The 25,342-nt window shown below is 67.7% G+C and carries 25 protein-coding genes and 6 pseudogenes; 12 read left to right on the top strand and 19 right to left on the bottom strand.

Annotation, left to right across the window (positions count from 1 at the left end):
• Positions 1-1,451: 1,451 nt before the first annotated feature.
• The 4 genes and pseudogenes from ACLLJJ_RS33455 to ACLLJJ_RS33440 all read left to right on the top strand — a co-directional run.
• Complete coding sequence (locus ACLLJJ_RS33455; RefSeq protein WP_434598083.1) at positions 1,452-2,297, top strand: IS5 family transposase; 846 nt, start codon at positions 1,452-1,454, stop codon at positions 2,295-2,297.
• Positions 2,298-2,562: 265 nt separating this feature from the next.
• Complete coding sequence (locus ACLLJJ_RS33450; RefSeq protein WP_434598083.1) at positions 2,563-3,408, top strand: IS5 family transposase; 846 nt, start codon at positions 2,563-2,565, stop codon at positions 3,406-3,408.
• 199 nt (positions 3,409-3,607) lie between these two features.
• The gene (locus ACLLJJ_RS33445; RefSeq protein WP_434598081.1) at positions 3,608-3,940 is read left to right on the top strand and encodes a hypothetical protein; all 333 of its coding nucleotides are present in this window, start codon (positions 3,608-3,610) and stop codon (positions 3,938-3,940) included.
• 15 nt (positions 3,941-3,955) lie between these two features.
• Positions 3,956-4,213 (top strand): annotated as a pseudogene (locus ACLLJJ_RS33440) (transposase); the annotation flags it as partial.
• A gap of 470 nt (positions 4,214-4,683) precedes the next feature.
• Here the strand turns inward: ACLLJJ_RS33440 and ACLLJJ_RS33435 are convergent.
• A complete protein-coding gene (locus ACLLJJ_RS33435) occupies positions 4,684-5,166 on the bottom strand; it encodes an Asp23/Gls24 family envelope stress response protein (protein WP_434598079.1) in 483 nt (160 codons plus the stop codon).
• Between the two features lie 297 nt (positions 5,167-5,463).
• Between ACLLJJ_RS33435 and ACLLJJ_RS33430 the strand changes: the two genes are divergently transcribed.
• Positions 5,464-5,655 (top strand): DUF6381 family protein, encoded by a 192-nt coding sequence (locus ACLLJJ_RS33430; protein ID WP_434598077.1) that lies wholly within the window; start codon positions 5,464-5,466, stop codon positions 5,653-5,655.
• Between the two features lie 291 nt (positions 5,656-5,946).
• Here the strand turns inward: ACLLJJ_RS33430 and ACLLJJ_RS33425 are convergent, their stop codons facing one another.
• Together ACLLJJ_RS33425 and ACLLJJ_RS33420 are read right to left on the bottom strand one after the other, a co-directional pair.
• Entirely contained in the window at positions 5,947-6,192 is a 246-nt protein-coding gene (locus tag ACLLJJ_RS33425; protein ID WP_434598075.1) for a hypothetical protein, read from the bottom strand.
• 116 nt (positions 6,193-6,308) lie between these two features.
• Positions 6,309-6,833: a DUF6328 family protein gene (locus ACLLJJ_RS33420; RefSeq protein WP_434598072.1), complete on the bottom strand. Its 525-nt coding sequence runs from the start codon at positions 6,831-6,833 to the stop codon at positions 6,309-6,311.
• 137 nt (positions 6,834-6,970) lie between these two features.
• Here ACLLJJ_RS33420 and ACLLJJ_RS33415 point away from each other — a divergent pair, with 137 nt between their 5' ends.
• Together ACLLJJ_RS33415 and ACLLJJ_RS33410 are read left to right on the top strand one after the other, a co-directional pair.
• On the top strand, positions 6,971-7,348 hold the full coding sequence (locus ACLLJJ_RS33415) for a hypothetical protein (RefSeq protein WP_434598070.1): 378 nt from the start codon (positions 6,971-6,973) through the stop codon (positions 7,346-7,348).
• A 36-nt stretch (positions 7,349-7,384) separates the two neighbouring features.
• Positions 7,385-7,663 (top strand): annotated as a pseudogene (locus ACLLJJ_RS33410) (alpha/beta hydrolase fold domain-containing protein); the annotation flags it as partial.
• A gap of 348 nt (positions 7,664-8,011) precedes the next feature.
• On the opposite strand, the gene ACLLJJ_RS33405 reads toward ACLLJJ_RS33410, so the two are convergent.
• From ACLLJJ_RS33405 to ACLLJJ_RS33370, 8 genes and pseudogenes are all read right to left on the bottom strand, one after another.
• The gene (locus ACLLJJ_RS33405; RefSeq protein ID WP_434598068.1) at positions 8,012-8,251 is read right to left on the bottom strand and encodes a hypothetical protein; all 240 of its coding nucleotides are present in this window, start codon (positions 8,249-8,251) and stop codon (positions 8,012-8,014) included.
• 171 nt (positions 8,252-8,422) lie between these two features.
• Positions 8,423-8,818 (bottom strand): CBS domain-containing protein, encoded by a 396-nt coding sequence (locus ACLLJJ_RS33400; protein ID WP_434598066.1) that lies wholly within the window; start codon positions 8,816-8,818, stop codon positions 8,423-8,425.
• 1,097 nt (positions 8,819-9,915) lie between these two features.
• A complete protein-coding gene (locus ACLLJJ_RS33395; protein ID WP_434598064.1) occupies positions 9,916-10,527 on the bottom strand; it encodes a hypothetical protein in 612 nt (203 codons plus the stop codon).
• Between the two features lie 593 nt (positions 10,528-11,120).
• Entirely contained in the window at positions 11,121-11,705 is a 585-nt protein-coding gene (locus ACLLJJ_RS33390; RefSeq protein ID WP_434600591.1) for a TerD family protein, read from the bottom strand.
• Between the two features lie 246 nt (positions 11,706-11,951).
• Positions 11,952-12,128: pseudogene (locus tag ACLLJJ_RS33385) on the bottom strand (DDE-type integrase/transposase/recombinase); the annotation flags it as partial.
• 34 nt (positions 12,129-12,162) lie between these two features.
• The gene (locus ACLLJJ_RS33380) at positions 12,163-12,651 is read right to left on the bottom strand and encodes a helix-turn-helix domain-containing protein (RefSeq protein ID WP_434598062.1); all 489 of its coding nucleotides are present in this window, start codon (positions 12,649-12,651) and stop codon (positions 12,163-12,165) included.
• A 258-nt stretch (positions 12,652-12,909) separates the two neighbouring features.
• The gene (locus ACLLJJ_RS33375) at positions 12,910-13,482 is read right to left on the bottom strand and encodes a VanZ family protein (RefSeq protein WP_434598060.1); all 573 of its coding nucleotides are present in this window, start codon (positions 13,480-13,482) and stop codon (positions 12,910-12,912) included.
• 153 nt (positions 13,483-13,635) lie between these two features.
• Positions 13,636-14,343 (bottom strand): annotated as a pseudogene (locus ACLLJJ_RS33370) (IS3 family transposase); the annotation flags it as partial.
• 61 nt (positions 14,344-14,404) lie between these two features.
• On the opposite strand from ACLLJJ_RS33370, the gene ACLLJJ_RS33365 reads away from it, so the two are divergent.
• Positions 14,405-15,802 (top strand): IS1380 family transposase, encoded by a 1,398-nt coding sequence (locus ACLLJJ_RS33365; RefSeq protein WP_434588185.1) that lies wholly within the window; start codon positions 14,405-14,407, stop codon positions 15,800-15,802.
• Positions 15,803-15,968: 166 nt separating this feature from the next.
• Here ACLLJJ_RS33365 and ACLLJJ_RS33360 read toward each other — a convergent pair.
• A pseudogene (locus tag ACLLJJ_RS33360) lies at positions 15,969-16,531 on the bottom strand (transposase); the annotation flags it as partial.
• Between the two features lie 77 nt (positions 16,532-16,608).
• Between ACLLJJ_RS33360 and ACLLJJ_RS33355 the strand changes: the two are divergent.
• Complete coding sequence (locus ACLLJJ_RS33355; protein WP_434598059.1) at positions 16,609-16,797, top strand: hypothetical protein; 189 nt, start codon at positions 16,609-16,611, stop codon at positions 16,795-16,797.
• Positions 16,798-16,888: 91 nt separating this feature from the next.
• On the opposite strand, the gene ACLLJJ_RS33350 is transcribed toward ACLLJJ_RS33355, so the two are convergent.
• Positions 16,889-17,266, bottom strand: a complete 378-nt coding sequence (locus ACLLJJ_RS33350; RefSeq protein ID WP_434598057.1) for a hypothetical protein — start codon at positions 17,264-17,266, stop codon at positions 16,889-16,891.
• A gap of 340 nt (positions 17,267-17,606) precedes the next feature.
• On the opposite strand from ACLLJJ_RS33350, the pseudogene ACLLJJ_RS33345 reads away from it, so the two are divergent.
• A pseudogene (locus tag ACLLJJ_RS33345) lies at positions 17,607-18,974 on the top strand (NF041680 family putative transposase); the annotation flags it as partial.
• A 148-nt stretch (positions 18,975-19,122) separates the two neighbouring features.
• Here ACLLJJ_RS33345 and ACLLJJ_RS33340 read toward each other — a convergent pair.
• From ACLLJJ_RS33340 to ACLLJJ_RS33320, 5 genes are all read right to left on the bottom strand, one after another.
• The gene (locus ACLLJJ_RS33340; protein ID WP_434598056.1) at positions 19,123-19,629 is read right to left on the bottom strand and encodes a hypothetical protein; all 507 of its coding nucleotides are present in this window, start codon (positions 19,627-19,629) and stop codon (positions 19,123-19,125) included.
• A gap of 53 nt (positions 19,630-19,682) precedes the next feature.
• Entirely contained in the window at positions 19,683-20,147 is a 465-nt protein-coding gene (locus ACLLJJ_RS33335) for a hypothetical protein (RefSeq protein ID WP_434598054.1), read from the bottom strand.
• A 137-nt stretch (positions 20,148-20,284) separates the two neighbouring features.
• A complete protein-coding gene (locus ACLLJJ_RS33330) occupies positions 20,285-21,040 on the bottom strand; it encodes a hypothetical protein (RefSeq protein WP_434598052.1) in 756 nt (251 codons plus the stop codon).
• 284 nt (positions 21,041-21,324) lie between these two features.
• Positions 21,325-21,597 carry a hypothetical protein gene (locus tag ACLLJJ_RS33325; RefSeq protein WP_434598050.1) on the bottom strand — a complete coding sequence of 91 codons (273 nt, stop codon included), beginning with the start codon at positions 21,595-21,597 and terminating at the stop codon, positions 21,325-21,327.
• A gap of 335 nt (positions 21,598-21,932) precedes the next feature.
• Complete coding sequence (locus tag ACLLJJ_RS33320) at positions 21,933-22,271, bottom strand: MerR family transcriptional regulator (protein ID WP_434598048.1); 339 nt, start codon at positions 22,269-22,271, stop codon at positions 21,933-21,935.
• A 955-nt stretch (positions 22,272-23,226) separates the two neighbouring features.
• On the opposite strand from ACLLJJ_RS33320, the gene ACLLJJ_RS33315 reads away from it, so the two are divergent.
• Positions 23,227-23,643: an ATP-binding protein gene (locus ACLLJJ_RS33315; RefSeq protein ID WP_434598046.1), complete on the top strand. Its 417-nt coding sequence runs from the start codon at positions 23,227-23,229 to the stop codon at positions 23,641-23,643.
• A gap of 158 nt (positions 23,644-23,801) precedes the next feature.
• Complete coding sequence (locus ACLLJJ_RS33310; RefSeq protein ID WP_434598044.1) at positions 23,802-24,077, top strand: chaplin; 276 nt, start codon at positions 23,802-23,804, stop codon at positions 24,075-24,077.
• 743 nt (positions 24,078-24,820) lie between these two features.
• Here ACLLJJ_RS33310 and ACLLJJ_RS33305 read toward each other — a convergent pair.
• Positions 24,821-25,096: a hypothetical protein gene (locus tag ACLLJJ_RS33305; protein WP_434598042.1), complete on the bottom strand. Its 276-nt coding sequence runs from the start codon at positions 25,094-25,096 to the stop codon at positions 24,821-24,823.
• Positions 25,097-25,342: the final 246 nt, after the last annotated feature.

Raw genomic sequence — 25,342 nt, 5'->3', positions numbered from 1 at the left:
CACGGCAGTCCGCCAAGGAAGTCCGTGAAATTCCGCGCAGTTACATGGGACACGCATGTCCCGATATTTGTAATGGTAGGACGAGTGCGATCTTCATCAATATTTTCCCGAGGGGGCAGTACATTATCCGTGGTAGGCAAACTCCCCTGAATTGAGTGTTTGGCCGGGATCCGCCGGTTTGGCAGCCAAGCACCGATGAGAAGTCGCCATTTCTCAAATTTCTGGATCCATAGGCGATGAGCTCCGGGTTCTGCCAGGTCGCGGAGGCCGGAAGGCACTTCTGACCACCCGGCGTCCGGGGCCCGTTGGGCGCGCCGGCGCAGCGCCGGGGCAGGTAGGGCTGGGTGGCGGCGGCACATTGCGTCGACTGTGTGTCTTTCCTTGTTTGAACCGAGGTGGCCGAATCCAAGGATTTTCGACATTTGTGGCCATCCGTGATCGACGGGAAGTTGCAGATCTCATGTTTCTCGTACGCAATCCCGCCGAAAAAATACCGACGGCGAGGGCCGTTGCCGGGCGACCCGCTGAAATTGCGATCGGAGACCTTGCTGGTGTCATGGGCGGTGCTCCGATCGTTGTGCACCGGCCGTCTGCGTGGGGCGGCCGGCGAGTGAGTATGCGCTGCAACGGCGGCGACAAGGTCCTGGGTCTGGCCCATTCCGATCATGACCTGGTGGTGTTCCTCGAAACTGCCGGTGTGTCTGATGGACGCGGTGATGGATGATCCCCGGCGGGTGGAGTGGCGCGGCGGCTGTCCGCATGAGTAGGACGCGGCGTAGCGCACCGTAGCGGCCTGGGTGTGCGGGCCCTGGTGTTGCGGGGCCCGCACGCTGGGCAAGGACGGTGCTTGTGGTGCTGCGTCGCTCTTACGGTGGAATCCGGTCGGCTTTCGGCCTGAGCCCGCCCCGCCCGGCGCACGTTGTTATAAGAGGACGTTCGCTCCCGATTTGTTCCGTCCAATTTCGGCCGTATTTTTACGATTTTCCGTGGTCTGCGCGGGTGAAATATGGGGCTGCTGACCTGTCGCCGAGCGACTGTATCGGACGAATCGGCGCATCTTCGAACGGGACGAGAGCTTCCCAGCCATAGCTGGGCATACTGACCGGTGAACAGGTCGCCACCACCAGCCCATAGTTGGTCTAACTTGCGCAATAGGGATAGTCCAGGCGGTGCGCATATCGGATTTTTTGCTACAGAACGGGAGCGAACGTCCTCTCAGAGGACGTTCGCATCATCTATGTGTTGTTTTGAGTAGTTCTGAACCTAGACTGAAATCAGCTTGAATAGAGCTTTTGAGGAGAATGTGGCAACTGTTCGAGCATGCTCGGCCGGATGATTCGATCGCTTTTAGCCTAATAGCTCCTATCCGGTTCGAAGATGCCGTGAAGGCGACTTTCGTCTCACTCGAATGAGTGATATCCCCGCCAAGCGCACTGTGGGTCAGTGGACTTATGACCAGTCAGCCGCAGCGCAACGCCTACCTCAGCGACCTTACCGATGCCCGCTGGGCCCTGGTGGAGCCGACGGTGACGGCATGGAGAGCCGAGCGGCAGAAGACCTCGCTCGGACTGGGCGGTCCGGTCACTGACCTGCGTGAAGTCATGAACGCGATCCTCTACGTGAACCACACGGGCATCCCCTGGCGCTACCTGCCGCACGACTTCCCGCCGCCCAGCACCGTCTTCTCCTACTTCAGCGATTGGACTGCCGACGGCACGATCGAGCACCTCGGTGTCGGGCTGCGCCGGGTGGTCCGCGAGCAGGTGGGACGCACGGCCGAGCCGACCGCCTGCGTCATCGACGCACAGAGCGTCAAGACCGCCCACACCGTGCCCAACAAAACGCAGGGCATCGATGCCGGGAAGAAGATCGTGGGCCGCAAGCGGAGCATCGTTGTCGACACGATCGGCCTGTTGCTGCTGGTCACGGTGACCGCGGCCAGCGTTTCGGACAACGACGCCGGCAAGCAGTTGCTCACCCGAATCGCCCTCGACCAGCCCGCGATCACCAAGGCCTGGGTCGACACCGGCTACAAGACCCAGGCCATCGAACACGGAGCCGCCCTCGGCATCGATGTCGACGTCGTGCCGCGGAACACCCAGGTCAAGGGCTTCTCCGTGGTCCCGAGACGCTGGGTGGTAGAGCGAACTTTCGGTTGGATCATGATGCACCGCCGGCTGGCACGGGACTACGAGACCAAACCCGCACACTCCGAGAGCATGATCCGCCTCGCAATGATCTCCAACCTCCTGAAGCGGGCAACCGGCGAAAGCGCCATAACCTGGCAAAATCCATGAAATATCGCTCAAGTAACCAGAACGTCCTCTTAGAGGACGTTCGCATCATCTATGTGTTGTTTTGAGTAGTTCTGAACCTAGACTGAAATCAGCTTGAATAGAGCTTTTGAGGAGAATGTGGCAACTGTTCGAGCATGCTCGGCCGGATGATTCGATCGCTTTTAGCCTAATAGCTCCTATCCGGTTCGAAGATGCCGTGAAGGCGACTTTCGTCTCACTCGAATGAGTGATATCCCCGCCAAGCGCACTGTGGGTCAGTGGACTTATGACCAGTCAGCCGCAGCGCAACGCCTACCTCAGCGACCTTACCGATGCCCGCTGGGCCCTGGTGGAGCCGACGGTGACGGCATGGAGAGCCGAGCGGCAGAAGACCTCGCTCGGACTGGGCGGTCCGGTCACTGACCTGCGTGAAGTCATGAACGCGATCCTCTACGTGAACCACACGGGCATCCCCTGGCGCTACCTGCCGCACGACTTCCCGCCGCCCAGCACCGTCTTCTCCTACTTCAGCGATTGGACTGCCGACGGCACGATCGAGCACCTCGGTGTCGGGCTGCGCCGGGTGGTCCGCGAGCAGGTGGGACGCACGGCCGAGCCGACCGCCTGCGTCATCGACGCACAGAGCGTCAAGACCGCCCACACCGTGCCCAACAAAACGCAGGGCATCGATGCCGGGAAGAAGATCGTGGGCCGCAAGCGGAGCATCGTTGTCGACACGATCGGCCTGTTGCTGCTGGTCACGGTGACCGCGGCCAGCGTTTCGGACAACGACGCCGGCAAGCAGTTGCTCACCCGAATCGCCCTCGACCAGCCCGCGATCACCAAGGCCTGGGTCGACACCGGCTACAAGACCCAGGCCATCGAACACGGAGCCGCCCTCGGCATCGATGTCGACGTCGTGCCGCGGAACACCCAGGTCAAGGGCTTCTCCGTGGTCCCGAGACGCTGGGTGGTAGAGCGAACTTTCGGTTGGATCATGATGCACCGCCGGCTGGCACGGGACTACGAGACCAAACCCGCACACTCCGAGAGCATGATCCGCCTCGCAATGATCTCCAACCTCCTGAAGCGGGCAACCGGCGAAAGCGCCATAACCTGGCAAAATCCATGAAATATCGCTCAAGTAACCAGAACGTCCTCTAAGAGAAGCAACGGGCGATTGAAGGGAGTTCATCGTGTCGGAGGAAGCCTTACCACCAAGTTGTGCGACCTGGGCGGCGAAAGATGCGGTCGACGCCCGGACGCGGACCCTGTGGGCCAAGGGAAACGACTCAACCCGTTAGGCGCGGTGCGGTGACACCTGGGACGTCATGGTCATCGCACCGATCGGCCTGGGCCTGGACGCCCTGGACAAGATGGGCGCCGACGTACACCTGGGGTACCCGGTCCTGGCCGACCACATCAGCGACCGGCTCTACGTCATGGTGCCCGCCGGCACAGGCCACACCGCCCAGGGACGGGGTATGCGGGTGCTCTCCCGAAACCAGCAACTGCTCCTGCCCTGCAGCCCGCACGGCACCGCCGCCGCGCACTGGATCAGCGCCCCACGCGACAACACCCCACCCCTGCTCCTGGCAGACAAAATCGCCCTCGCGCTGCGCCAGCTCTGCCAACGGCAGGTGGCTGAACCGTTCCGGGTTTGAACGAGGCTCGATCCTTTGGAAGGATCGAGTCCGTTGGCGAAGCAATACCCGAGGGAGCTCAAGGAGCGGGCCGTGCGTCTGGTCCTGGAGACTCGTGATCAGTACAAGACCGAGTCCGCGGCGATCCGCTTGATCGGCGCGAAGCTCGATGTCGGACCGGAGTCCCTGCGGAACTGGGTGCGTCAGGCCGAGGTCGACGCCGGCGCCCGGAGCGGTACCACGACGGAGGAATCCGCCCAGCTCAAGGCCCTCAAGAAGGAGGTCGCCGAGCTGAAGCGGGCGAACGACATCCTGAAGGCCGCGGCCTTAGATTCAACCGGGCAAGCTCGACCGGCCACACACGCTCGGAGCGTTCATCGACGAGCACCGGGCCCGCTTCGGCGGTGTCGAGCCGATCTGCGGGACGCTCACCGAGCACGACTGCGAGATCGCCCCCTCCAGGTATTACCCGGCGAAGAAGCGCGCGGCCACCCCCTCGGCCCGCCAGGTGCGCGGTGCCGTCCTCATGAACACCCCGCTATCTGCGGGTTTCTGCAGTGCGGGGGCATGGTGTTGGTGGGGCTACTGCTGCGGACGAGTCCGGGTGGGCGAACGGCGTCGTGGTGTCCTACGAGACGGTCCACCAGTGGACACGCAGGTTCGGCCCGGGCTACCCGGCGAAGCCCAGCGCCGTCCCGGCGATCAAGCCGCCCAAGGCCCTGCTATTCCCGCGTTCCTTCGCGTCACAGTTCGCAGGCGCACCGCTACGCAACCCGCCGCTCTGGTTCTTCGTCTTCCTCCTCAGGCAGCTTCACATCACCGACCGCGATGTTGACTCCGATGACCTCCAGGCCGGTCATCCGCTCGATGGCAGTGATCACGTTCTCGCGTACGTCGCCCGCCACCTCGATGATGGAGACGCCGTACTCGACGACGATCTCCAGATCGACCACCGTCTGGACCTCACCGACCTCGACCTTCACCCCGCTGGTAACGGACTTGCCGCCCACGCCGGGAACACGCTCGCGCATGGCCCCCATGCCGCGGGCGAACCCGCCGCCCATCGCACAGACCCCGAGCGCATCCCGGGCCGCCATCCCGGCGATCTTCGCCACCACACCATCGGCGATCGTCGTACGGCCACGCGAACCCGGATCGCTTCCGTGTCCCGCGCCGAGGGATTTCGCGCCGCGCCCGCCCACGGACAGGGTGGTCTCGGTCTGACTGGTCTGTCCGGTATCGGTCATCGCCGGTCATCCCTTCCGAGGAGACAGCAGGGAGCGTGCCGCGCCCTGTCTCCACACTAAACGCGGCGGCCTGATACCGCTGCGGGGAAGCAGCACGCGAGCGATCCGGCCCTGCGAGTCAGTGGCGCTGGCGGCGATGCGAGGAGCGGCGGGGCAGGCTGGACCTGGTCTCGGCCGTCGACGGCGATTGGCGCACTGAAGCTGCCGGAATAGCGGTGGGTGAGCGTTCAAGATGCGCGAGCACCCTGGCACTGATTCGCTGGCCGGGTCCTCTCCCCCACACTTCCAGGAGTGATCATGAGTGTTGCAGGCGAATCCGGCGGGCGTGCCCAGCAGATGCGTGCCAAGGCGCAGGAACTGACGGACGCGGCGGAGCGTGCCACCGACCCGCAGGAGCGCAAGCGACTGACGGACAAGGCCCGCCATCTCCAGGAGGAGAGCAAGCAGCAGGACAGCGGCATGGGCAGCCAGGGCATCGACCCCATGTAGCAAACCCGTGTGTGCACCGGCTGGTGGCCTCCGCACCTCGACAGGGCCCAGGAGGCCACCAGCCACACGCAGGGACCCGCCGCAGCCGAGCACCCCCTTCGTCGCCATTGCGCACACCGCGCCTCCGATTACACGGGGGCTTGCCGTGTTTCTCAGAAAGGCGGCGGGCCGCTACCCAGCACTCCCACTGACGTCTGGCCCGGCGCCAGCCTGCCCTCCAGGACGAACCGGCCCTCCCGCCCGTCCGGCAACCGCATCACCGGCCCTCATCATGGCGTTGAGGCAGGCCGCTTACCCGGCGTTCCGGTGGAGATCCCGCACATCAGCACCACTGGCAGCCAGGGTGCCGTCCTGCTGCTCATAGTGGGACAGAGCAAGCCCCAGCCCGAAAAAGGTGGGCGCCCACTCGCCAACGAAGAGCCCCCAACGGTCCGCTCGGGCCAGGCCGGTGCCGGGTTCCATCTTGAGCGACCCGGCCCAGACAGCGACGGTGAGGCCGAGGCCGGCGGCCCCGGAACTGTCACAAAGGTCCACCATGGGCCGCCCCCATCTGGTCCGGCGCCGTCTCATTCGGCCTGGTCACGTCCCTGAACCAGCTCCAGCACCCCCAGCCGCCCGCCCCGGACGGGAGGCAGCGTCGGGTGCTCCCGGAGCTACTTACGGGGGGCGTAGTGGTGTCTGGCCCAGGCAGGAAGGGCGAGCCATACGGTGATCAGCCAGGCGGCGAGGGCGGCGGTCAGCCAGGCGGCGAGAGTGTCGGCGAGGGCCACACGCAGCAGTAGGAGCAGGGTCACAGTGGTGGTCGCCGCAAGCATGGCCAGGCCGGTCTTGGCCATGCGGGAGGCAAGGGCAACGGCCTGGGGCTTGATGCGGCGGCCCGCGACGACCCGGTGGAGGCAGACCGGGCCGATGAGGGCTCCGGTGCTGGCCGCTCCCAGCACGACGGCGGTGACATACAGGGTGCGGTCGGTGTCGCTGAGGTCGGTGAACGCCGGCTGGAACACGGCGATGAGCAGGAAACCGAAGAGGATCTGCACGCCGGTCTGGGCCACGCGCAGCTCTTGCAGGAGGTCGGCCCACATCCGGTCCGCGCGCTCCTCCGAGGTCTCCTCACGCCCGTGCCGCTGAACGGGAAGAGCTGGGGTGCTGTCTCGGTGACCCCCGGTTTGCCGGGCCATGGCCGCTCCCTCGCCGAAATTTCTCTTTTAGGACACTTTCTCACGATTGTGTGAAATGGGTTGGTCTCGCAGGGAGGGGCTCCGGCGCGGACACCACCTACGCTGGAGATACGCGCAAGGCTCGTCGGAGGTGTGCCATGGGCCGGACTCAGCGCTTCCATCTGGACGTAGCCGATCACTCCGTCACGGTGCTGACACGACACGACACACGCGAGACGGAGCTGCTCGTGGACGGCAAGGTGGTCGGATACCAGCGAGTACAGGCGAGGCGCCGCAGGCCCAGGATCATGCTCACCGGTGAGCTGCCCGGTGACCCACCCCAGCCCTTCGACATCACCCTGCACACCAGTGAGCCCCTCGGCGACGCCCCCACCTGCATACTCGAGCTCGCCGGGCGCATGCACCCCATGCCCCAGATGCCTCCGGGCCGAGTGTCACCCGTCCCACACGATCTGTCCCTCCGTCCACTGCGCCAGATCCGCAGACTCCTGCGCCGGCGCACCGGGCGCCGCTAACCGAGACAGCCGGCCAGTACGCCGTGCGGGCCACTGGTGTACATCCACGGCGTACTGGCCTTGGGCACCCTCGATGAGTTCGAACTGCGCCTGCGGATCATCGCCCAGGCCGCTGGGCTCAAGACCTACGCGGTGGCTACCGGGGGTGCATCGGAGTTCAAGTTCCCCACCCAGATCGAGGAGATCGAGTACGAGTGCGCTGACTGCTCGACCCTGCCCGGCGAGCAGGGCGTGGACCCGGCAAAGATCGAAGTGGGCGGCGACTCAGTCGGCAGGAACACGACGTGCGCGCTCGCCCTGGATCTCCGCGACGAATGCGGGCCCCGAGTGGGCTGCCGGACCGGTAAGGCACAAACATTGACCGGCAGGTCCGGCAGCCTCGGTGTGGCCGGGCAGGCGTCCGAGGCTGCCGGCCTAGGCGTGGTGCAAGGGCGAGTGGGTGCCGTCGCATCACGCCGGTCTATCGGCCCGGCCACGGGGCGGGGCCGGCCAGGTGTCCATCGGTGGCCGCGCCGGCCGGGCACCAGGCCCGGCCTCAACACTGTGCGGCCAGGGCCGTGTAGATCGGCTCGGGGTCGGGTGAGCGAACCGATTCGTCGGGGCCCCCGATGCCCGGCACGGGCCGCAGGGTCATGCCGGGCTAACGGCTCAATGCCGCTTCGGTCACCCCCGGGTGCCGCGGCGCTCGCACACGGCCGCGCGCGCCTGGGAGTCGTCGATCAGGAGCGAGAACTCCTCGAAGGCGATGCGCCGGACATCTTCCGTGGTGACGGGGCCGCCGGAAATGCTGCGAGCGTAGGCCAACTCGGCGGCGCCCAGAGCCAGCAGCCGTTCCCGGTCCGCGTCGTCGTGGCCCTCACCGGAGAGGGCAGCCAGGACTTGACGCCAGATTCCCGAACTCATCGCTTCCCCTCCCCGGGGCGAGGAAATGGACGCCTGCCAGCGGGCCTGCCCCTCCACGCCGTCATGGTCAGCAGGCCATCGGCCGGGAAGGCCGCACTGCCCAAAAAGGTGTGCCGGCCCAAGCCTGCTGGGACGTGCGGCAGCACGGGACTGGGACGGCTTTGGGGGAGGTCAGTCGCAAGAGAGCGCTTCGAGAAGGTCGCCGACCTGGGGATCGGGCAAGGCGCCGGCGACATCGGCCTGGGCGACCATGCCGATGAGGTCGTGGCCGTCGATAACCGGCAGGCGGCGCACCTGGTGCGCGGTCATGGTGCGCAGGATCTCCGTGGCGTCGTCATCGGCGCCGATCGTGACCGCCTCACCCTGCGCGAGTTCCCCTGCCGTGCAGGCGGCGGGGTCCTTACCCGAGCCGAGGACCTTCACCACGATGTCCCGGTCGGTGAGCATGCCCTTGAGCTTGCTGTCGCTGCCGCAGATCGGCAGCCCACCCACACCGAGCTCGGTCATCCTCTGCGCCGCCAGCAGCACACTCTCCTCGGCCCCGATGCACTCGGTACCAGAAGTCATAATCTCTCGCGCGGTCCTCACGTGGCTCTCTCCAGACCTCGAAGACGAAGTGACCGGCCCGGACTTCGCCGTACCAGACCGGTCCACCCGCCCTTCGTACACCCGCACAGGGAAGGAGCCGCAAAGCCACGACGCGGGCGGCGCCCGCGTCATCCGGTTGCCGTCATGTACGCCCAGCGGCAGCCCACCGACACGACGGTCGTCCGGCGCCTGGTCGACGAGATGACCGCAGCAGGCAGGCGTCTGGGGCACATCGCACTCACACTCGCCACGGCGTTCTGGTCCGAGCAGGAAGCCGCCGAGACAATCCTGGCCCGGTACGCAGACGCCATCGTCGTCAACGTGGAACCCGCGCTGGCCGTACGCCGCTACGCACTCACCGGCCACCACCCACACCCTCACCGACGCGGCCACGGTCCCGAAGCCGGCAAGGCGAGTGTGGGACACAAGAATGAGACCAGTTGTCGGAGCTCAGGGGGCCAAGTTGCGCATGGTTCTCGCTCTGACCTGGCCATAGGGGAAACCGAATGACAGCGAACGGTCACGAAGACCAAGGGGACGGCACAGACCTGGTCGCGGCGTTCGCCGCTTGGATGCGCGGCCTGCACCGAGAGGCTAAAAAACCCAGCTACACCGAGATCGTGCGCAGGAGCCGAACACGGTATCCAGGGGCGACCGTCAGACAGAGCACGATCTCAGACACCTTCAACGGCAAACGGCTCCCCCGCTGGGACACCGTCGAACCCATCGCGTGGGCGTTAGGCGGTGACCTCATGGTCGCCGAATGCCTGGAGCGCTGGAAGCGAGCCGACGCGGCCCGCTCCGCCCAGGCCACTCCCACCCCGGCTACGGAACGGAAAGACGCACAACCTGGCCCCGCGCCCGCAGCTCCGGAGCCTGGCCGGCGCAACGAAGTTGGCCCCAGCGTGCCAAGGCGTACTTCCCGGCGGTTCCTGGCGACCGCAGCGGTCGCGCTTTGCCTGCTGGGCTACGTCACCATCCTCCCCGGTTACGGACAAGCGCCCGGCCTGTGGAATCTCGGCCGGGCGCTTGTCCTGTTTGCTGTCCTGCCGCGGGGAACCGCTCACCGGAGGGGTTCAGCAGGGGAGAGTGGTCTTGCCGGCGGCGCCGGTGGCGCCGGTGGTGCCGTCCGCGGTCTTCGTGGCGGGAGTGCCGTTGCCGCCGGGCTTGCCCGGACACACCGGGCTGGCGGCGCCGCCTGCGCCGCCCGCGCCGCCCGTGCGGCCGGCCGCGAGCTTGGAGGCGCCGCCGTTACCGCCCTTACCGCCGGCGATACCGGCCCCGGCATTACCCGCACCACCCACACCGCCCTTGCCGCCGGTACCACCGAGCGCGGCGTCACCGCCCAGCCCTCCGGCCCCGCCGTTGCCCTCGGCACCGCCCGCACCGCCCGTGCCACCAGCCCCGCCGACGCTCCCGAGGCCGGTGGCGTTGCCACCAGCGCCTCCGTTGCCCCCGTTGCCGTTGGCACCCGCGGCACCACCGGTGCCGCCGAGACCGCCGAGACCACCAGAGGTCCCCACACCGTTGGCGCCGTTGGCTCCCGGAGCCCCTGCGGCGCTCAGAGCCCGGGCACCGCCCGCACCGGGCTGCGCGGAAGCGAGGAAGGGAGCGACGGTCAGGCCGGCTACGGCCACCGCGGTAATCAGGAAGGTCCGGGCCGTGGCTGTCGCGCGCACAGAGCGCATAAGACTGTCCTTCGGTTGTGCGGACGGAGAGATTCCCCACCCGGCAGCCCTCACCGTAGGGAAGCGCGACACCCTACGCACCCCAAAGAATGATCAAATGTCTTTAAATAGACTGAATCATCAAACTACGGCCTTAAATCCCCCGCTGCCCCGTCTCCGCGGTGCCGCCGCCGCTGGTCAATGGCCTATTGCGCGCCCTCCCGCCGGGCGGGAGGGAAACGTCGACAAGATGCGTGGCCGTCCCGTACAACGGGCGGCTGGCACGCGAACTTCCCACCCGGGCCCCGACCGGCAGAGCTCCGGTTCGCAGGACACCGCCCCGCGAACTGACACACGACAGGGCCACTACGAACACGTAGCAGCCCATTCCGATGTCCGAGCTTTACGGCCGTAAAGCTCGGACATTTGAGACACTCCGGCTGCGGTTCAGCCCTTGTTGCGCAGAATGCTGAGGGTCTCGGTCAGCATGTCGCCGTGCTTCGCCTCTGCAGTGCGGTCACCTACCGCTCTCATGGCCCGCAACCTGCCGTGGTCGGCGGGCAGCAAGCAGCCGGGGGTACCCACGAAGGGCGCCCCCGGCTGCTGTGTTCGCGCTACTTGCTGACGGCGAAGCGCATCAGATCGCGCTCATCGCCCTGCTTGACCTTCCCGACCTCGTTGATCACCTGGAGCTTCCATCCCGCGCCGTCCCGGATCGCCTTGGCCACGGCGCAGCCGTTGTCGTCGGTGAGCAGACTCGGCCAGATGTCGGCGACCTGCTGGGCGGTGCCGCCCGTCGCGTCGTACACCTTGAAGCTGATGTTCCGGGCGTTCTGGAAAGCGCTGCGCTTCTTGTACGCGGCGGCGACGAACACGATCGACGTGATGTTGGACGGTACGCGGGAGAACTCCACAGTCACTGTCTCGTCGTCGCCGTCGCCCTTCCCCGTCTGGTTGTCGCCGCTGTGCACCAGCGAGCCGTTGCCCAGCGGGTCCAGCGAGTCCAGTCCGGCCAGCCGCACGGGGTCGGCGCCCTGCATGGCGACGGCGATCAGGTCGAGGTCCGTGCCGACCTTCTGGCGGAGCTTGCCCAGCAGGCCGCCGCTGGCCCCGACCGTGGCGTCCCAGGACACCCCGATGGACAGATGAGTCACCCCACCCAGATCCGCCGGGCCGTCTTCCTTCTTGAGCGTGATCATGCGTGTCCTTCTGATGGTGAGACTCTGACCTCTGAAGTGTGGACGATTGGGCCGGGACTCGATGCCAAGCCCCCGAGTCCCCGCCTGCGGGGACCCCTCGTCCCCGGCCGGGCAGAACGACGACGTCGACGACGGCCAGGAGCAGGAGGTGGCCGCGCTCCGGGCCGAGCTGGAACGCGTACGTGCCCGGGGGGAGTGGATCAGCTTGACGCCCAGCCGTGCGCAGGCCCTGAGCAGGGCGGAGTCCACGAAGGCGGACCTGTTGTCGACGTAGACGCCTTCGGGGACTCCGCGCGCCGCCAGCGCCGGGCGAAGCGCCGCGGCCAGACGGACACTGTCCTCGCTCCCGCCCCAGCGGTGCCCGACCACCGCCCGGCTGTGGTCGTCCACAAAAGCGAAGAGATAGCTCTTGTGACCTGCGATTTTCGGACCGTGAAGGGCATCGCCGACCCAGAGTTCATTGGGCCGGTCGGCCTCGAACCGGCCGAACGCCGTCGGGGCCTGCCCGTCCGGGCGGGTCAGCAGTTCGAGCCGGCCCAGGTGCCGGTGGACGGTGCGGTAGGACGGGCCCCATCCCAGGTGCTGCTGCAGGATCCGGACGACCTGGGCCGTCGTGCGCAGGGGGTTCTCCCGCTTCAGGGCCGCGGCCAGGTCCAGCACCTCCTCCGGGGTGCGCGGGGGTGACCTGGCGGATCGGCGGCAGCAGCGCGTCGAAGCCCCCGCCCCGCCAGGTCCTGATCCACCGGTCCAAGGTCTGCCGGGTCACCTTGACCGGCTTCCCGAACGGGTCGGTGTGGGTGCGGGCCGCGATCTGACGCACCAGCGCCCCGCGCTGAGCACCGCTCAGGGCAGGGTCGGCCGCCTCACGGATCAACTGGTAGCGGAACAGCGCGACCTGGTGGGCCCGCTCGGCCCGCCGGCGTTCGTCCTCATCGACCAAAGGCATACCGGTGACTCCCGTCAGAAGCTGCGGACATGTCAACACGTGAGGTTGGCGTGCCCACGGCCGGCCCGACAGGTCCAACTCGTGTTGATCGACTTCACGCCCCCAGATGTGGCCAGCCCGGCGACAGCAGCCGCCCGTGACAGGCCGCCGAGGCCATCCGCCACCTCGGCCCGTTTAGGCCAGGTTCAGGCTTCCGGTGGTCAACTCCATGGCGCTCCCGGCGGGGGGCGGCGGAACAGGGGGCGCGGCGAGGCGCACCTATGCCGGGTCTGGGTCTGTGACAGTCACCTGGCGTTTGGTGAACCGGTGCCACCAGTGGCGGCGCCTGGGATGCACTGCGCGGCCCAGCCGGAGGCCGATCAGCAGGTAACCGATGAGGGCACCCGTGGTGTTGAGCAGAACATCATCGATGTCGAAGGCGCGCCCGGTAATGAGGGCGCCTTGGACGAGTTCGACGAGGATCATCACGAGAGCGGTGGCCGCCGCTACGCGGACCACTCCTCGCGTTCGGGGTACCAGTACCGGCAGCAGCACACCGAACGGTATCCCCATCACGATATTGCCGCCGAGCTGCTTGACGGTGTCAGGGGCCATGGGCTGCGCGAGATAAGCACGGATCGAGTCCCCAGGGCGCAGGTTACTGTGCGTCAACGGCACGGATGCTGCCGAGGATTGCAGAGTCAGCCGGGCCAGAACCACCGCAAAGACGACCGTCCCCGCGAAGGCCAGCATCATCGCCAGCACCCGGCCGAGCGTCGACAGGGGAGGTTTTCCGGGAACCGGCTCCCCAGGATTCTTCGCGGTCTTTTCACGCAGGACTATCCGCGCCATTACGAGCTCCCAGCCAGGGTTGGTTTGCTTGGACGTTCCGATACCCGCGTTGTGGAGCGGCGCGTTTCGCGGCGGTTCACGCAGGGGCCGTACGTGTCCGTATAGGTCGGCTCGCCCAGGATGAGGTGACCCCCGGAGTGTGGACACAGGGGTTCATGCTGCGAGTGAGAGTTTACCTGTCTTGTGGTGCTGCTGCTCGAACTCCATCGGGGAGAGGTAGGCGAGCGCGCTGTGTCGGCGTCGGGCGTTGTAGTAGGTGAGCCACTGGAAGATCTCCAGCCTCGCCTGCCGCATCGTCAAGAACAGTTTCCTGTGCATCGTCTCTCTCTTGAGTCCCTGCCAGAAACTCTCGGCCAGGGCGTTGTCGTAGCTCGAGCCGACTCTGCCCATGCTCCTGCGGATGCCGTGCCGGTCGCAGACCTGGGCGAACGCGGCCGAGGTGTACTGGGATCCGCGGTCCGCGTGGAAGATCACTCCGGTGACGTCGCCGCGGCGGGTCGCGACCGCGGCCTGGAGCGCGTCGATGACGAGCCCGGCCCGCATGTGCGGGGCCATCGAGTAGCCGAGTACCCGGCGCGACCGGATGTCGATGACGCAGGCGAGGTAGAGCCACGCGTCTTTGACCTGCACATACGTGATGTCGCCGCACCACTTCTCGTCCAGCGTGCCAGCAGTGAAGTCCCGCTGGACCAGATCTGCCACCGGCGGCGCGAGGCGGTCCGGGATCGTGGTGCGCTTCTTCTTGCGCAGGTGACGGCCGACGATGCCGTGCTTGCGCATCAGCCTGGCCACCCGCTTAGCCTTGATCCACCGATTTGGTGCCTGTGGGTAACTTTTGGGAAAACGAAGAAGTGCCTTGTGACCTGCGATGATGGGAGTTCTTGAGGCTTCCAGCACACACAATCAGCAAGGCACTTCCGAGATGCAAGTTTCCCATACCCGGGCGGCGGTCTCCGCTGCGTTCGACGACGAGAATCTGATCGCGCATGCCGGGCTGGTCCCGGTGATGCGGCTGGCCGAGCGGTGCGGGCTTTCGCGCCTGGCGGCGGAGAAGGTGAAGCTGACGGGGGCGGCGAACGGCGCGGGCGCGTCGGCCGACGCCAAGGTCACCAGCATCGTGGCCGGGATGGCCGCCGGGGCGGACAGTATCGACGACCTCCACGTCCTGCGACACGGTGCGATGCCTGTCGTCTTCGCGGGCATCCGTGCCCCGTCCACCCTGGGCAGCTTCCTGCGCGCGTTCACCCACGGTCACGCACTCCAACTCCACGCCGTGCACCGGAAATTCCTTGCGGAGCTGGCCGCGCATACCCCGCTGCTGCCCGGCGCCGACGCGATGGCGTTCATCGATGTCGACTCCACCCACAAACGCGTCTACGGCCGGACCAAGCAGGGCGCCGAGTACGGACGGTTCAAGGGCATCCGCACCCTGCACCCCCTGCTGGCCACGATCTGCACCCCCCGGTCGAGGCCGGTGATCGCCGCGGTGCGAATGCGCCGCGGCAAAGCGGCCGACTCCCGGGGCGCCCCGAAGTTCGTGGCCGAGGCCCTGGCCACCGCCCGGGAAGCCGGCTGCACCGGCACCCGCATCCTGCGCGCGGACTCGCAGTTCTACAACGCCGGTGTGATCGCCGCCTGCCGCCGGGCCGGAGCCCACTTCTCGATCACCACCGGCATGAACCCCTCCATCAAACGGGCCGTCCACGCCATCCCCGACCACGACTGGCAGCAGATCACGTACCCGACCGCGGTACCCGACCCCGACACCGGTGAGCTCATCTCGGACGCCGAGGTCGCCGAGATACCCGCATACACCGCGTTCACCGGCCGCAAGAAGAGCGAGCACGTCACCGCCCGGCTGATCGTGCGCCGGGTCCGTGACCTGGCCAAACCCGCCGTCGTGGGCGAGCAGGGCGAACTGTTCCCCCTCTGGCGCTACCACCCCTTCTTCACCGACAACCCGGCCCAGACCCTTCAGGCCGAGCGGGAACACCGCCACCACGCCGTGGTCGAGCAGGTCATCGCGGACAGCAAAGCCGGAGCTCTGGCCCACCTGCCGTCTGGACACTTCAATGCCAACGCGGCCTGGCTGACCCTGTGGGCGATGACCTACAACCTGCTGCGGGCCACCGGTGCACTGACCTCGCCCTTCCACGCCAAAGCCACCACCGCCACCCTGCGCACCCACCTCGTCCACGTCCCCGCCAGGATCGCCCGCTCCGCACGACGCCTCACCCTGCACCTGCCACGCAACTGGCCCTGGCAGCAAGCCTGGACACACCTCTTCGACACCGTCCACGACCCACCCCCGCCAGCCTGATCCCCTGACCACCCCGCCCACCAGGGCCCAACCGGAACCGAACACGTGGAAACGCTGGGCAGACCAGCGGCTACAGGCTGCCCAACCTCAACGGACATCCCGAACCCGGCTCAGAAATCAGTCAGAAGATCACTTTCAGACCACGTCGGTGGATCAAGGCTTAGTGGTTGACCGTGTGGCCGAAGCCGCGCAGTTCGGCGTGGACCCGCAGTGCGCCGTAGTTCTCGCGGTGTTCGGTGTGGATCTCGCGGATCTCGGCGACCAAGGCGTCCTCTTCGGCCTGGCGGGCGTCGCGGACCCTGGCGCCGGCGAGCCACCGGTAGTAGCCCGAGCGGGAGACCTGGAGCACTCGGCACAGCCGCTGAACGCCGAAGACGCCGGCGTGGGCGGAGATGAAGTCCCAGCGGCGGGTGCTCACTTCATCTCTTTGGCGAAATAGGCGGCTGCCCGTCGAAGGATCTCGCGCTCCAGCTGCCATTCCTTCTCGGCCTTCAGAAGCCGGGCGTTGTCCGCCCGCAGCCGGCCCAACTCCGCCTCCGCGTCTGCCGACGTCAGCCTGCCGGCGTCCGCCGGGGGCCCGTCCGCGTCACGCACCCAGACGCGCAGCGTCTCGGGATTGACGTTCAGATCGGCAGCGACATCCCGATACGTCCGCATGCCAGCCGAAGCCCGCCACAACGCGATCGCGTCGGACCGGAACTCCGGACTGTACTTCGAGGGTCTTGCCATGAGGATCTACACCTTCCTGGACCGTCAAGATCCATTGTCAGGTGTGTCCACACTCCGGGGGTCTCCTCACTGACGAAATGATCCAGGCCATGGACGCGGCCCGGCGGCAGGGACTGCAGAAGGACCTGCGCGCCCTCGCCGCCAACATCCGCGCCGACGCCCAAGACCGGTACAACAGCTCGGAGCCCGGGTGGCAGGCCGGAGTCGAGTGGACGCTGCTGTGGATCGAGAACACCGCCAGCCAGCTGACCGAGAACGGGTCGTAACACTCGAGGTGGCCGTCCACCGGCTGTGCCCCACGACCATCCAGCAGCGGCGTAGGGCACAGCGTTCCCATGGAGCCGTTCAGTACCTTACTCAGCGGAACTGCCTGCCCTGCGGCGGGGCGGCTGGTTTGCGGTGGGACCAGACCACCAGGGCCAGCAGGCCCGAGCCGACCACCAGCAGGGCCGAGCCCGCAATGGTAGAGGCAGGGTCGCCGGCGTGCTGTTCGTGGTTGCTGGCGGCCATCTCGTCATAACTGGCCGCCGCCGAGGAGCCGTCCGCGTTGATCTGACGGCCGCCGCCGACGTTGCAGTGGTCACCTGGGGACATCACCTGATCGCCGCACTTCACATCCCCCTCTCCGCTGGGCAGGCCGATGAAGAACAGGGCGAACGCGCCGAACACCATCAGGAACAGACACCCGTAGATCTTGAGCCGGTACGCCGGATCCGCTCCCTGCTGCTGAGCCATCAGACACTCTCCCCCGTTGGCCAACTACGTTGCGGGCAACCGATATCCCGCCCGAGAGTCTATCGGCAACGCGTCGACCCGCACCTGATGCGCAGCGGTTCCCGCCCAGAGGGAGGCAGGGCAGCCCCTCTCCGGGGATGCCCTGCCTGGCCTCGCCTGACTCGCATCAGAGAATCTGGGCAAAACGGGCGCTCGCGCGGTCGGGGATCGCAAACAGTTTCTCAACTTGTCGTTTATCGGCCTGGTGTCGAACGGTCTTCGAACTTGAGCCATTCTTTCGTAGTTCAGCGGACATGCGTGCGGCCTTCGCCCGATCCTGTGCTCCGACCAAGGAGCGCACGTGACCGTAACGAAGGCCGTGGAGTCGAGTCTGCTGGGCGAGGATGTCCGCCGGGAGGCGTTCGCGGAAGCGTCACGCTTCCGGTCGGAGTTCTATGCGTGCCTGACCAGACGGGGCGACGAGCTGTTCGAGCTCTGCGACGCGCTGCTGTGCTCCGACGGGCCGGTGAAGACCCTTGTCGACCTCGCGCTCGCGCCTGAACACCGCCGGGGGCACGGCGCGTTGTACGGCGGACTCAACCGCGGCCACCTCGACATCGCACGGCTTCGAAGGACGCTGACCGGGCTGCCACTGCCCCGGGCCGCGGACGGGCGCCTGGTGCTCGCGGCGGATGTCAGCCCGTGGCTGCGGCCCGACGCGAACACCTCCCCGGACCGCTCGTTCTGCCACACGTACGGGCGGGGCAAGAACGAGCACCGCATGATCCCGGGCTGGCCGTACTCGATCGTCGCGGCACTGGAGGTGGGCCGCACCTCCTGGACGGCCATGCTGGACGCAATCCGGCTGGAACCGGGTGCCGATGTTGCGGCGGTTACCGCCGTGCAGGTCCGCGAGGTCGTCGAGCGCCTGGTCGCCGCCGGTCAGTGGAAGCTCGGCGACCTGGACATCCTTCTGGTCCTTGATGCCGGTTACGACGTTCAGCGGCTGTCGTTCCTGCTGACCGATCTACCGGTCGAGTTGCTGGGTAGGCTGCGGTCGGACCGGGTGATGCGCCGGCCGACGCCGCCGAGGATCTACGACCCGAAGGGTGGGCGACCGCCCAAGCACGGCGGCGAGTTCGTCTTCGGCCAGCCGGACACCTGGGGCGAACCGGATGTCCGCACGGTCACGGAAACGGAGCGGTACGGCACTGCGGTGGCCACTGCCTTTGACCGTCTCCACCCGAGATTAACCCGCCGGGCGGCCTGGCTCACCCACTGGGACGAGCTGCCGATCATCGAGGGCACCGTGATCCGGCTCAAGGTCGACCAGCTGCCCAACGGTGCGGAGCCGAAACCGGTCTGGCTGTGGTGGTCGGGCACCGGGGCGAGCGAAACGGATGTCGACCGGCTCTGGCACGCGTTCCTGCGGAGATTCGACCTTGAGCACACCTTCAGAATGATCAAGCAGACGCTCGGCTGGACCCGCCCGAAACTCCGCGATCCCGAGGCCGCCGACCGCTGGACTTGGCTGATCATCGCCGCTCACACCCAACTCCGCCTTGTCCGTGGCCTGGTCACCGATCTCCGCCGCCCCTGGGAGCGTCCGGCTCTGCCGAACAAGCTCACCCCGGCCCGGGTGAGACGGGGGTTCCTGGAACCTCCGCATGAAGTGGCCTCTGCCAGCCCGTGCACCCAAACCCACCAAGCCCGGCCCCGGCCGCCCACCCGGCGTGAAGAACCGTCGACGGGCCGTCGTGCAGGACGTCGGACGGGTCCTCAAAACCGGCGAACCGCACTCACGCCCCAGCCATCACAAGAAGGGCACCAAACCCAGACGCGTCACGGGGTGAGCAGGCAACCTCGGTGTTCCTCGATCAGGTACGGAGCAGTGAGGCGTGGATGCGAGCGATGGCCCGCAGCACCTCGTCGCGGTTCCTGGCCTGCTGCATCCATGCGGGAAGGCGGGCCACCACGGTCATCTTCCGGCCGTGGTCGTGCCAGGGAATCCCTTCACGCAACGGCGCCTGCACGAATCGCCTGATCAGGTCCAGGTGCTCCAAGTTGTAGGCCCATACCCACCCGTGCCGGGTCTCGGTCTGCAGCCAAAGACGGACGCCGAAATACGGGTCTCTGGCCGACCCGTAGGGGTCCCGGTGCAAGGCCAAACCTCCACGGCGCGATTCCTTCGCCGTCCCGCAGTTCCGGCAGACGAGACGCCTTGGCACGAAGAGGCCCTGGTCGCGTACTCCGGCAGGGTCCGGTGCTGTCCCGATGTGCGCGACTTTGTCGCAGCCGGGACAGCGTACGAGGACAGACTCAAGGAAGTCGTACTTCGTGCTGCGCGGGTCCCGGAACCGATGGCGTGTGGAGATCGGACTCATCAGACCAGTATGCGAGCCAAGCCCCGACGGCTCCTACGGGATAAATCTCAAGCTCAAGCGTGCCCCGCCGACTCCCACAGCGGGCGGGCAAGCCCGGTCCCGTCACAGTGGAAGCACCAGGCGCCCTCGCGGATGTTGTGGGCACTGACGGTGTTGGTGGCGTCCTGGAAGAGCCGGGTGAGGCCGGTGGTGTGCGCCGCGTGGATCGGGAGTTCCTGCCGTCTGCAGAGCGTGAGTTCCAGGGCGACGCCGGGGCCGGTGAAGTGGGCGCGGGGGAGGTCACCGGTCATCGCGCGGAGCGTCTCGTTCACCTGGTGCATCGTCTCCGCGCCGGTCAGCTGCACCCGGGCCGCGAGGATGGTGTCGGCGGCCGCGGTGAAGGACAGCAGCCCGGCCGGGCGGGCGAGCGGCCCGACGCGGCCCACCGGTTCGGGGTGGGTGTGCTGGAGCTGGGCCAGGGCGTGCCACAGGTCGCCCGGCAGATCCTGGGGCGCGGTCTCTTCTCTGCTGCGTCTCATGAGACCTGTTTATGGCCTGGCACCGGCGTACAGCCGGGCTCGGGTTGTTCCCTCCCGTACGGCGGCGCCGCGACTTCCCGGGCCGTCCCGCCGGGCGGGACAGTCACGCCCGGCCCGGCAGGGGCGGCATGCCCGGATCAGGTCCGCCGGCGGAACCAGCCGCGTCCCCTGTCCGACTCAGGGTCGTCCTCCGGCTCCGGCGGCAGGGCGGCCTGGAGGCGGGCGGCTTCGGCGGCGGCTTCCTTGCGGGCGACATCGTCGGCGTGGCAGGCGCCGCACACGGACGCGTCCCCGGCCGTCCAGGCGCCGCCGCGTGCGGTGGTCTCCTCCCAGCGCTGGTCGGTGAACTTCCTTCCGCACCGCATGCACACGGGGCGCCGCTCCTCCCGCTCAGCGCCACGGCGCTGCTCCTCCGCCGCGTCGGCGCGGGCCTCCTGGTCGCGGAAGAGGACGTCGCCGTCGGGGTTGTCCAGCGCGGCCGTCAGCTTCTGCTCGCCCGTGCGTCCCAGCCGCCGCCACACCGCCGCATCCGCGCCGTGCTCCTGGAGCTGTTCCAGGGTGGTGAGGACGACGGGCACCGCCTGGCCGTAGTCCCGCGCCGTGATCCCCCGGTGGTAGGTGTCGTACCGGCGCGGCGCCCAGTAGCGGCGGCCGGCCTCCTCCAGCACGGCGACCGTGTTGGCGACCTTCGCCTCGGTGGTGTCCGCGAACACGAACGCGAGGGGCACCAGGCCCTCCCGGCCGGTCGGCGGATAGAACCGGCGCCACAGCCGCTGCTCATGGCCGACGCTCTCGATCGCGTCCGGCCGCGAGCGGACCCGGTCCACGATGCGCTTGTCGGCGTCCCGTGACAGCAGCCGGCCCCACTCCCAGTACCGGCGCAGCTTGAGCACCAGCTCGGGGAGGGCCCACGTCGAAGAGCTCCCGGACGCACAATCAAGCTGGGCATCTTTCTGAGCAACCAGAGAAACCGACGCGAGCGATTGAGTGAGCAGCAACTGGCGGCGCTCGCCGAACTCGGACTCGACTGGACCTGAGCGGTGACCGGGACAGCAGCCGGTCGTTGAACCTGGCGGCAAGTGAAGTGCACAGAAGTCCCGGACCCGGTCATGGCTCCGGGACTTTGCACTGTCGCCGCCCGGCCAGGCCGCATGACGCGAGCTGGAGTGCGTCTGTCTCAGAAGGGGGCTGGGCCGCTGCCCAGTACGCCCATCGCCGTTTGTCCGGGCGTCAGCTTGCCCTGAAGTACGAAGCGGCCTTCCTGACCGTCTGCAAAGCACATGAGAGCTGTGTCCGCGGTGAGGACCTCGAACATGTCGGCGTCCTCGTAGCCGGACAGGTGGCCGCCCCAGGACTTCGTCCGGCCCCGTTCGGTGACGGACAAGTCGGCTTGCATCGTGGCCTCGACGTCGCCGGCCACTACGGTCACGGGTCCCTGGTAGGTCGTCATGCCTCCAGTGTGGACCGTGCAACTGACAACGAAGGGCACGCACGCAAGTGTGGCGCTTCGCAGGGATGGCTTCGTACGTGAGTGTTCACCTACAAAGCCACTCGGACGCCTGCGTCCCTGGCAGGGGCAGCAGCAGAGAGTCGGTGGCGGAGCGTTCCCTGCGTCTGCCAGTTCTCCAGCGCTGCCGTCAGGCCGCGGCGCATATCCCAGTTCGCCGGCGGCGGTTCGTCTGCGGCCGGCGCGCGGCGGATGGCCTCATCAACAGTGCAAGCGACCGTGCGCGGCTCTTGATCACCGGCCGGTGAGCGTGCGGGCGGCCGGTGTTCCGGCGGGCTTCACGCCGCGGGTGGTGTGCTGGCCGGCTTGGAGCCTCGGTGGTGTTCGGCGTTGATGCGCTGGGCTTCCTCAAGCTGGTCCTCGAGGATGACGATGCGGCACGCGGCCTCGATGGGGGTGCCCTGGTCGACGAGTTCCCGGGCGCGCGCGGCGATGCGCAGCTGGTAGCGGGAGTAGCGGCGGTGGCCGCCCGGGGAGCGGAGCGGGGTGATCAGGCGGGCTTCGCCGATGGTACGGAGGAAGGCCTGGGTGGTGCCGAGCATCTCGGCGGCCCGGCCCATCGTGAAGGCGGGATAGTCGTCGTCATCGAGACGGCCGAAGGAGTCGTCTGCTGTCATCTGTACCTTCCTGTGGAACACGCGTTGGAGGGGCCCGGGTGCCAATGGCACCCGGGCCCCGAAGAAACTGCTACACCACCTGCCGGCCCTGATACTGCGCCGGCCTTCTGTTTCCGCCAACCCGACCGGAATGCTGTCGGGGGTGCGGAGATCGCGGTTGCTTGACCGGAGACCACCTCACGAACGATGTCCTGCGGTACCCGGGCCCAAAACTTTCACCCGGGCGATCCTGATGGCGCTCAATCCCTCCGTTCTTCCCTCTGGGATCAATTCACGTACAACTGCTGGTACTACGTACTGCTCCACGGCCTGCGCCAGCACCGCTCTTCGGCAGCCAGCCCCGTCGCCCGTCCTGCATCCGCTCTGGCTTCGGAACTCCACCACCGCACCGTCCTGCTGGTGGCCTGCGACAGCGCCACTCTTCGGCAGCCAGCCCCGTCGCCCGTCCTGCGTCTGCTCTGGCTTGGAACCCCACTGCCGAACTTCCCGGTACGCGCGCCGCAGCCTGACGCCATTTACCGAGGGACCACTGGTACTGCCGACTGCACCTGGGTACTGCCCTACTGCTCACGGCGGCCCCTGATCACTGCGGGCCGCCCGGTCCGGTCGTCAGTCCCGTCGCCGTCCCACAACTGCTCTGGCTTCGGAACTCCACCACCGCACCGTCCTGCGCACTGCAACTACGTGTACTGCGGTACTGCTTGCCCGGCAGTTCTCCCTGCCAGGCCCTGCGGTCTCTCTTGGCTACGGGGAAAACAATAACCACAGCAACGCGCGGATGTCTACCTCAGCCATGACAGGTTTCCTGTGAGGACTGACAGTGAACTCCTGCGGTCCGCGACGCGTGAAAACTGCAACGGCGCACCCCTCTGAGGAGGTGTGAGGGCCGTCGGACCGGGCAGGTGGGGTGTCACGGCACAAGCGGCACAACCGAACACAGGTGGGGTGTACGCGTATGAACAGCACGACGATCAGCCTTACCTCGACGCCCCCCGTACCGACCGTGGTCCGGGGCGACAGTCCGGCCGGCATCAGCCGGGCCCGCCAGGCCGCCCGCGCCTTCACCGACCGCCTCACCCCCGCGCCCGGCCCGGACATGGCGGACACTCTCGTCCTGGTCGTCTCCGAACTCGTCACCAACGCCCTGCGCCACGGCGGCGGCCACTACACCCTGAAACTCTCCGCCGACCCCGGCACAATGACCGCCGCGGTCAGCGACCCCAGCCCGGCACACCCCCGCGAGCGCACCCCCGACCTGGGCGGCGGCAGCGGCGGCTTAGGCTGGCACATGATCCGCCGCCTCACAGAGCGCCTGACCATCACCCCCGGTCCCGGCTACGGCAAAACCATCCACGCCCAACTCCCCCGCTGACAGCAACCGGACCCGCGCCGCGCAACCGCAGGCACCCCAGTCCCGGAAACCCGCGGCGCGATGACTTCGGCGTCGATCCGTTACCCCTTGCTTGTTCCCGCGTTGAAGGGACGCGCAGGCCGCACATCCTGCGACCTTTCATCTCGCAAGGAGAACTGATGTCGCGTATCGCCAAGGCAACCGCCGCCATCGCCGGCACTTTCGCCATCATGGCCGGTGGAGCCGGCATGGCTACCGCTGACGCCGGAGCGCAGGGTGTCGCCGCGCACTCTCCCGGTGTCCTTTCGGGCAACCTCGTCCAGGTGCCCATCCACATCCCCGTCAACGTCTGCGGCAACACCGTGAACGTGATCGGCCTGCTCAACCCCGCGTTCGGCAACACCTGCGTGAACAGCTCCAGCCACGAGAACCACCACGGCGGCTACGGCAGCTGATCCTCACCCCCCAACCCTGCGGCCTCCCCCACACGCCCGGGGGAGGCCGCAGCCGCGTCCACGGGCGAACGCGTCCGCGGCGACCGCCGCGCCCTGGAAGACACCCGGCTCTGACCACCGGCACCACCCACCGGGTGAATACGGCCTCGCGCGCGTGACCCGACCGGCGCCGGCTCGGTTACCCGGTGGCGTGCATGCAATCCGCCCCACGGATGCGCGCCCCGTGGGGCCCTGACCCGCCCGGCCAAGGCCCCACCCCTCCGCTACACCACGCCCAACGATTTGCCCGCCTCCTGGCGCGCGACATCCTCGCGGAGCTTGAGCACCTGGAGATCGCCGAGCAGCCACGGCCGAGCTGACCGACCACAGAAAGTGTCCCGGCCGGGACACTCGGAGCGGCGGGCAGTGCCGTCGGCGGCGGCGGGCGTGTAGTCCTACCGCAGCACCAAAGTGCTCCGCCCACTCCAGACACGGAGTGGGCGGAGCACTTTTGCGTTGCGGGATCAGATGCAGATGACGGACGACGGTCACGGTCAGGACGGGCAAGCTGACGTAGTAGCGGATGACAACCCCGGCGACCACTGCTTCGCGCCGGTCCGCATCGTCCTTGACCGGGGCCGAGCCCTGCGCATACGGATCCGCCGCCAGGCGCTGCATGCCGGTATCGAAACGAGCCCGCAGCGCCGGTTCCATGGCGCCGCGGGCTTGGTCTGCGGGGGGTGCGTATGGGATGCGGTCGCGGCTCACGCCACCTCCGGCCGGTCGCTGTCGACGGGCACGGCGCCGATGTCCTCACCGCGGGCAAGACGGTCGAAGAGGGCATCGTCTTCTTCGTCGGCGGTGGTGCCGGCCAGGGCCCAGCGCACGAGCGCGGCGGGAAGGTCCACGGCGGGCACGTGCTCAATCTCGCGGTCGAACGCCTCCGCCTGGCCGGGGGGCATGGTGGCGCGGATCGTGGCAATGGTGCCGGGCAGCTCCACCAGAGTGCCGCCGATGACCGTCTTCAGGGTGGCGTCCACGAGTGCCTCCTTAGCTCGTGTGACTACGGTACGCCGCCCACCTAAGCGGGCGGAGCGGAACGGTGTCCCTCCTGCTCGGGCCGCCCCATGACGCCCAGTCGGGCAATCCGCTGCTACGCGGGCGTCATCAGCGACTCGACTGAGGTGAAGGGGCGGCCGTTGCACGGGGTGGCCCTACTCGGGCAGGCAGTGGGTGCCCCGGGGTGGCTGGCTGGCAATCTTGCTGGTGACGGAACAGCCCGCCCC

The organism is Streptomyces sp. A5-4, assembly GCF_051131715.1.
Classification (GTDB): domain Bacteria; phylum Actinomycetota; class Actinomycetes; order Streptomycetales; family Streptomycetaceae; genus Streptomyces.
The sequence above is the reverse complement of the archived record's forward strand: the minus strand, read 5'-3'. Positions and strand labels throughout refer to the sequence as shown.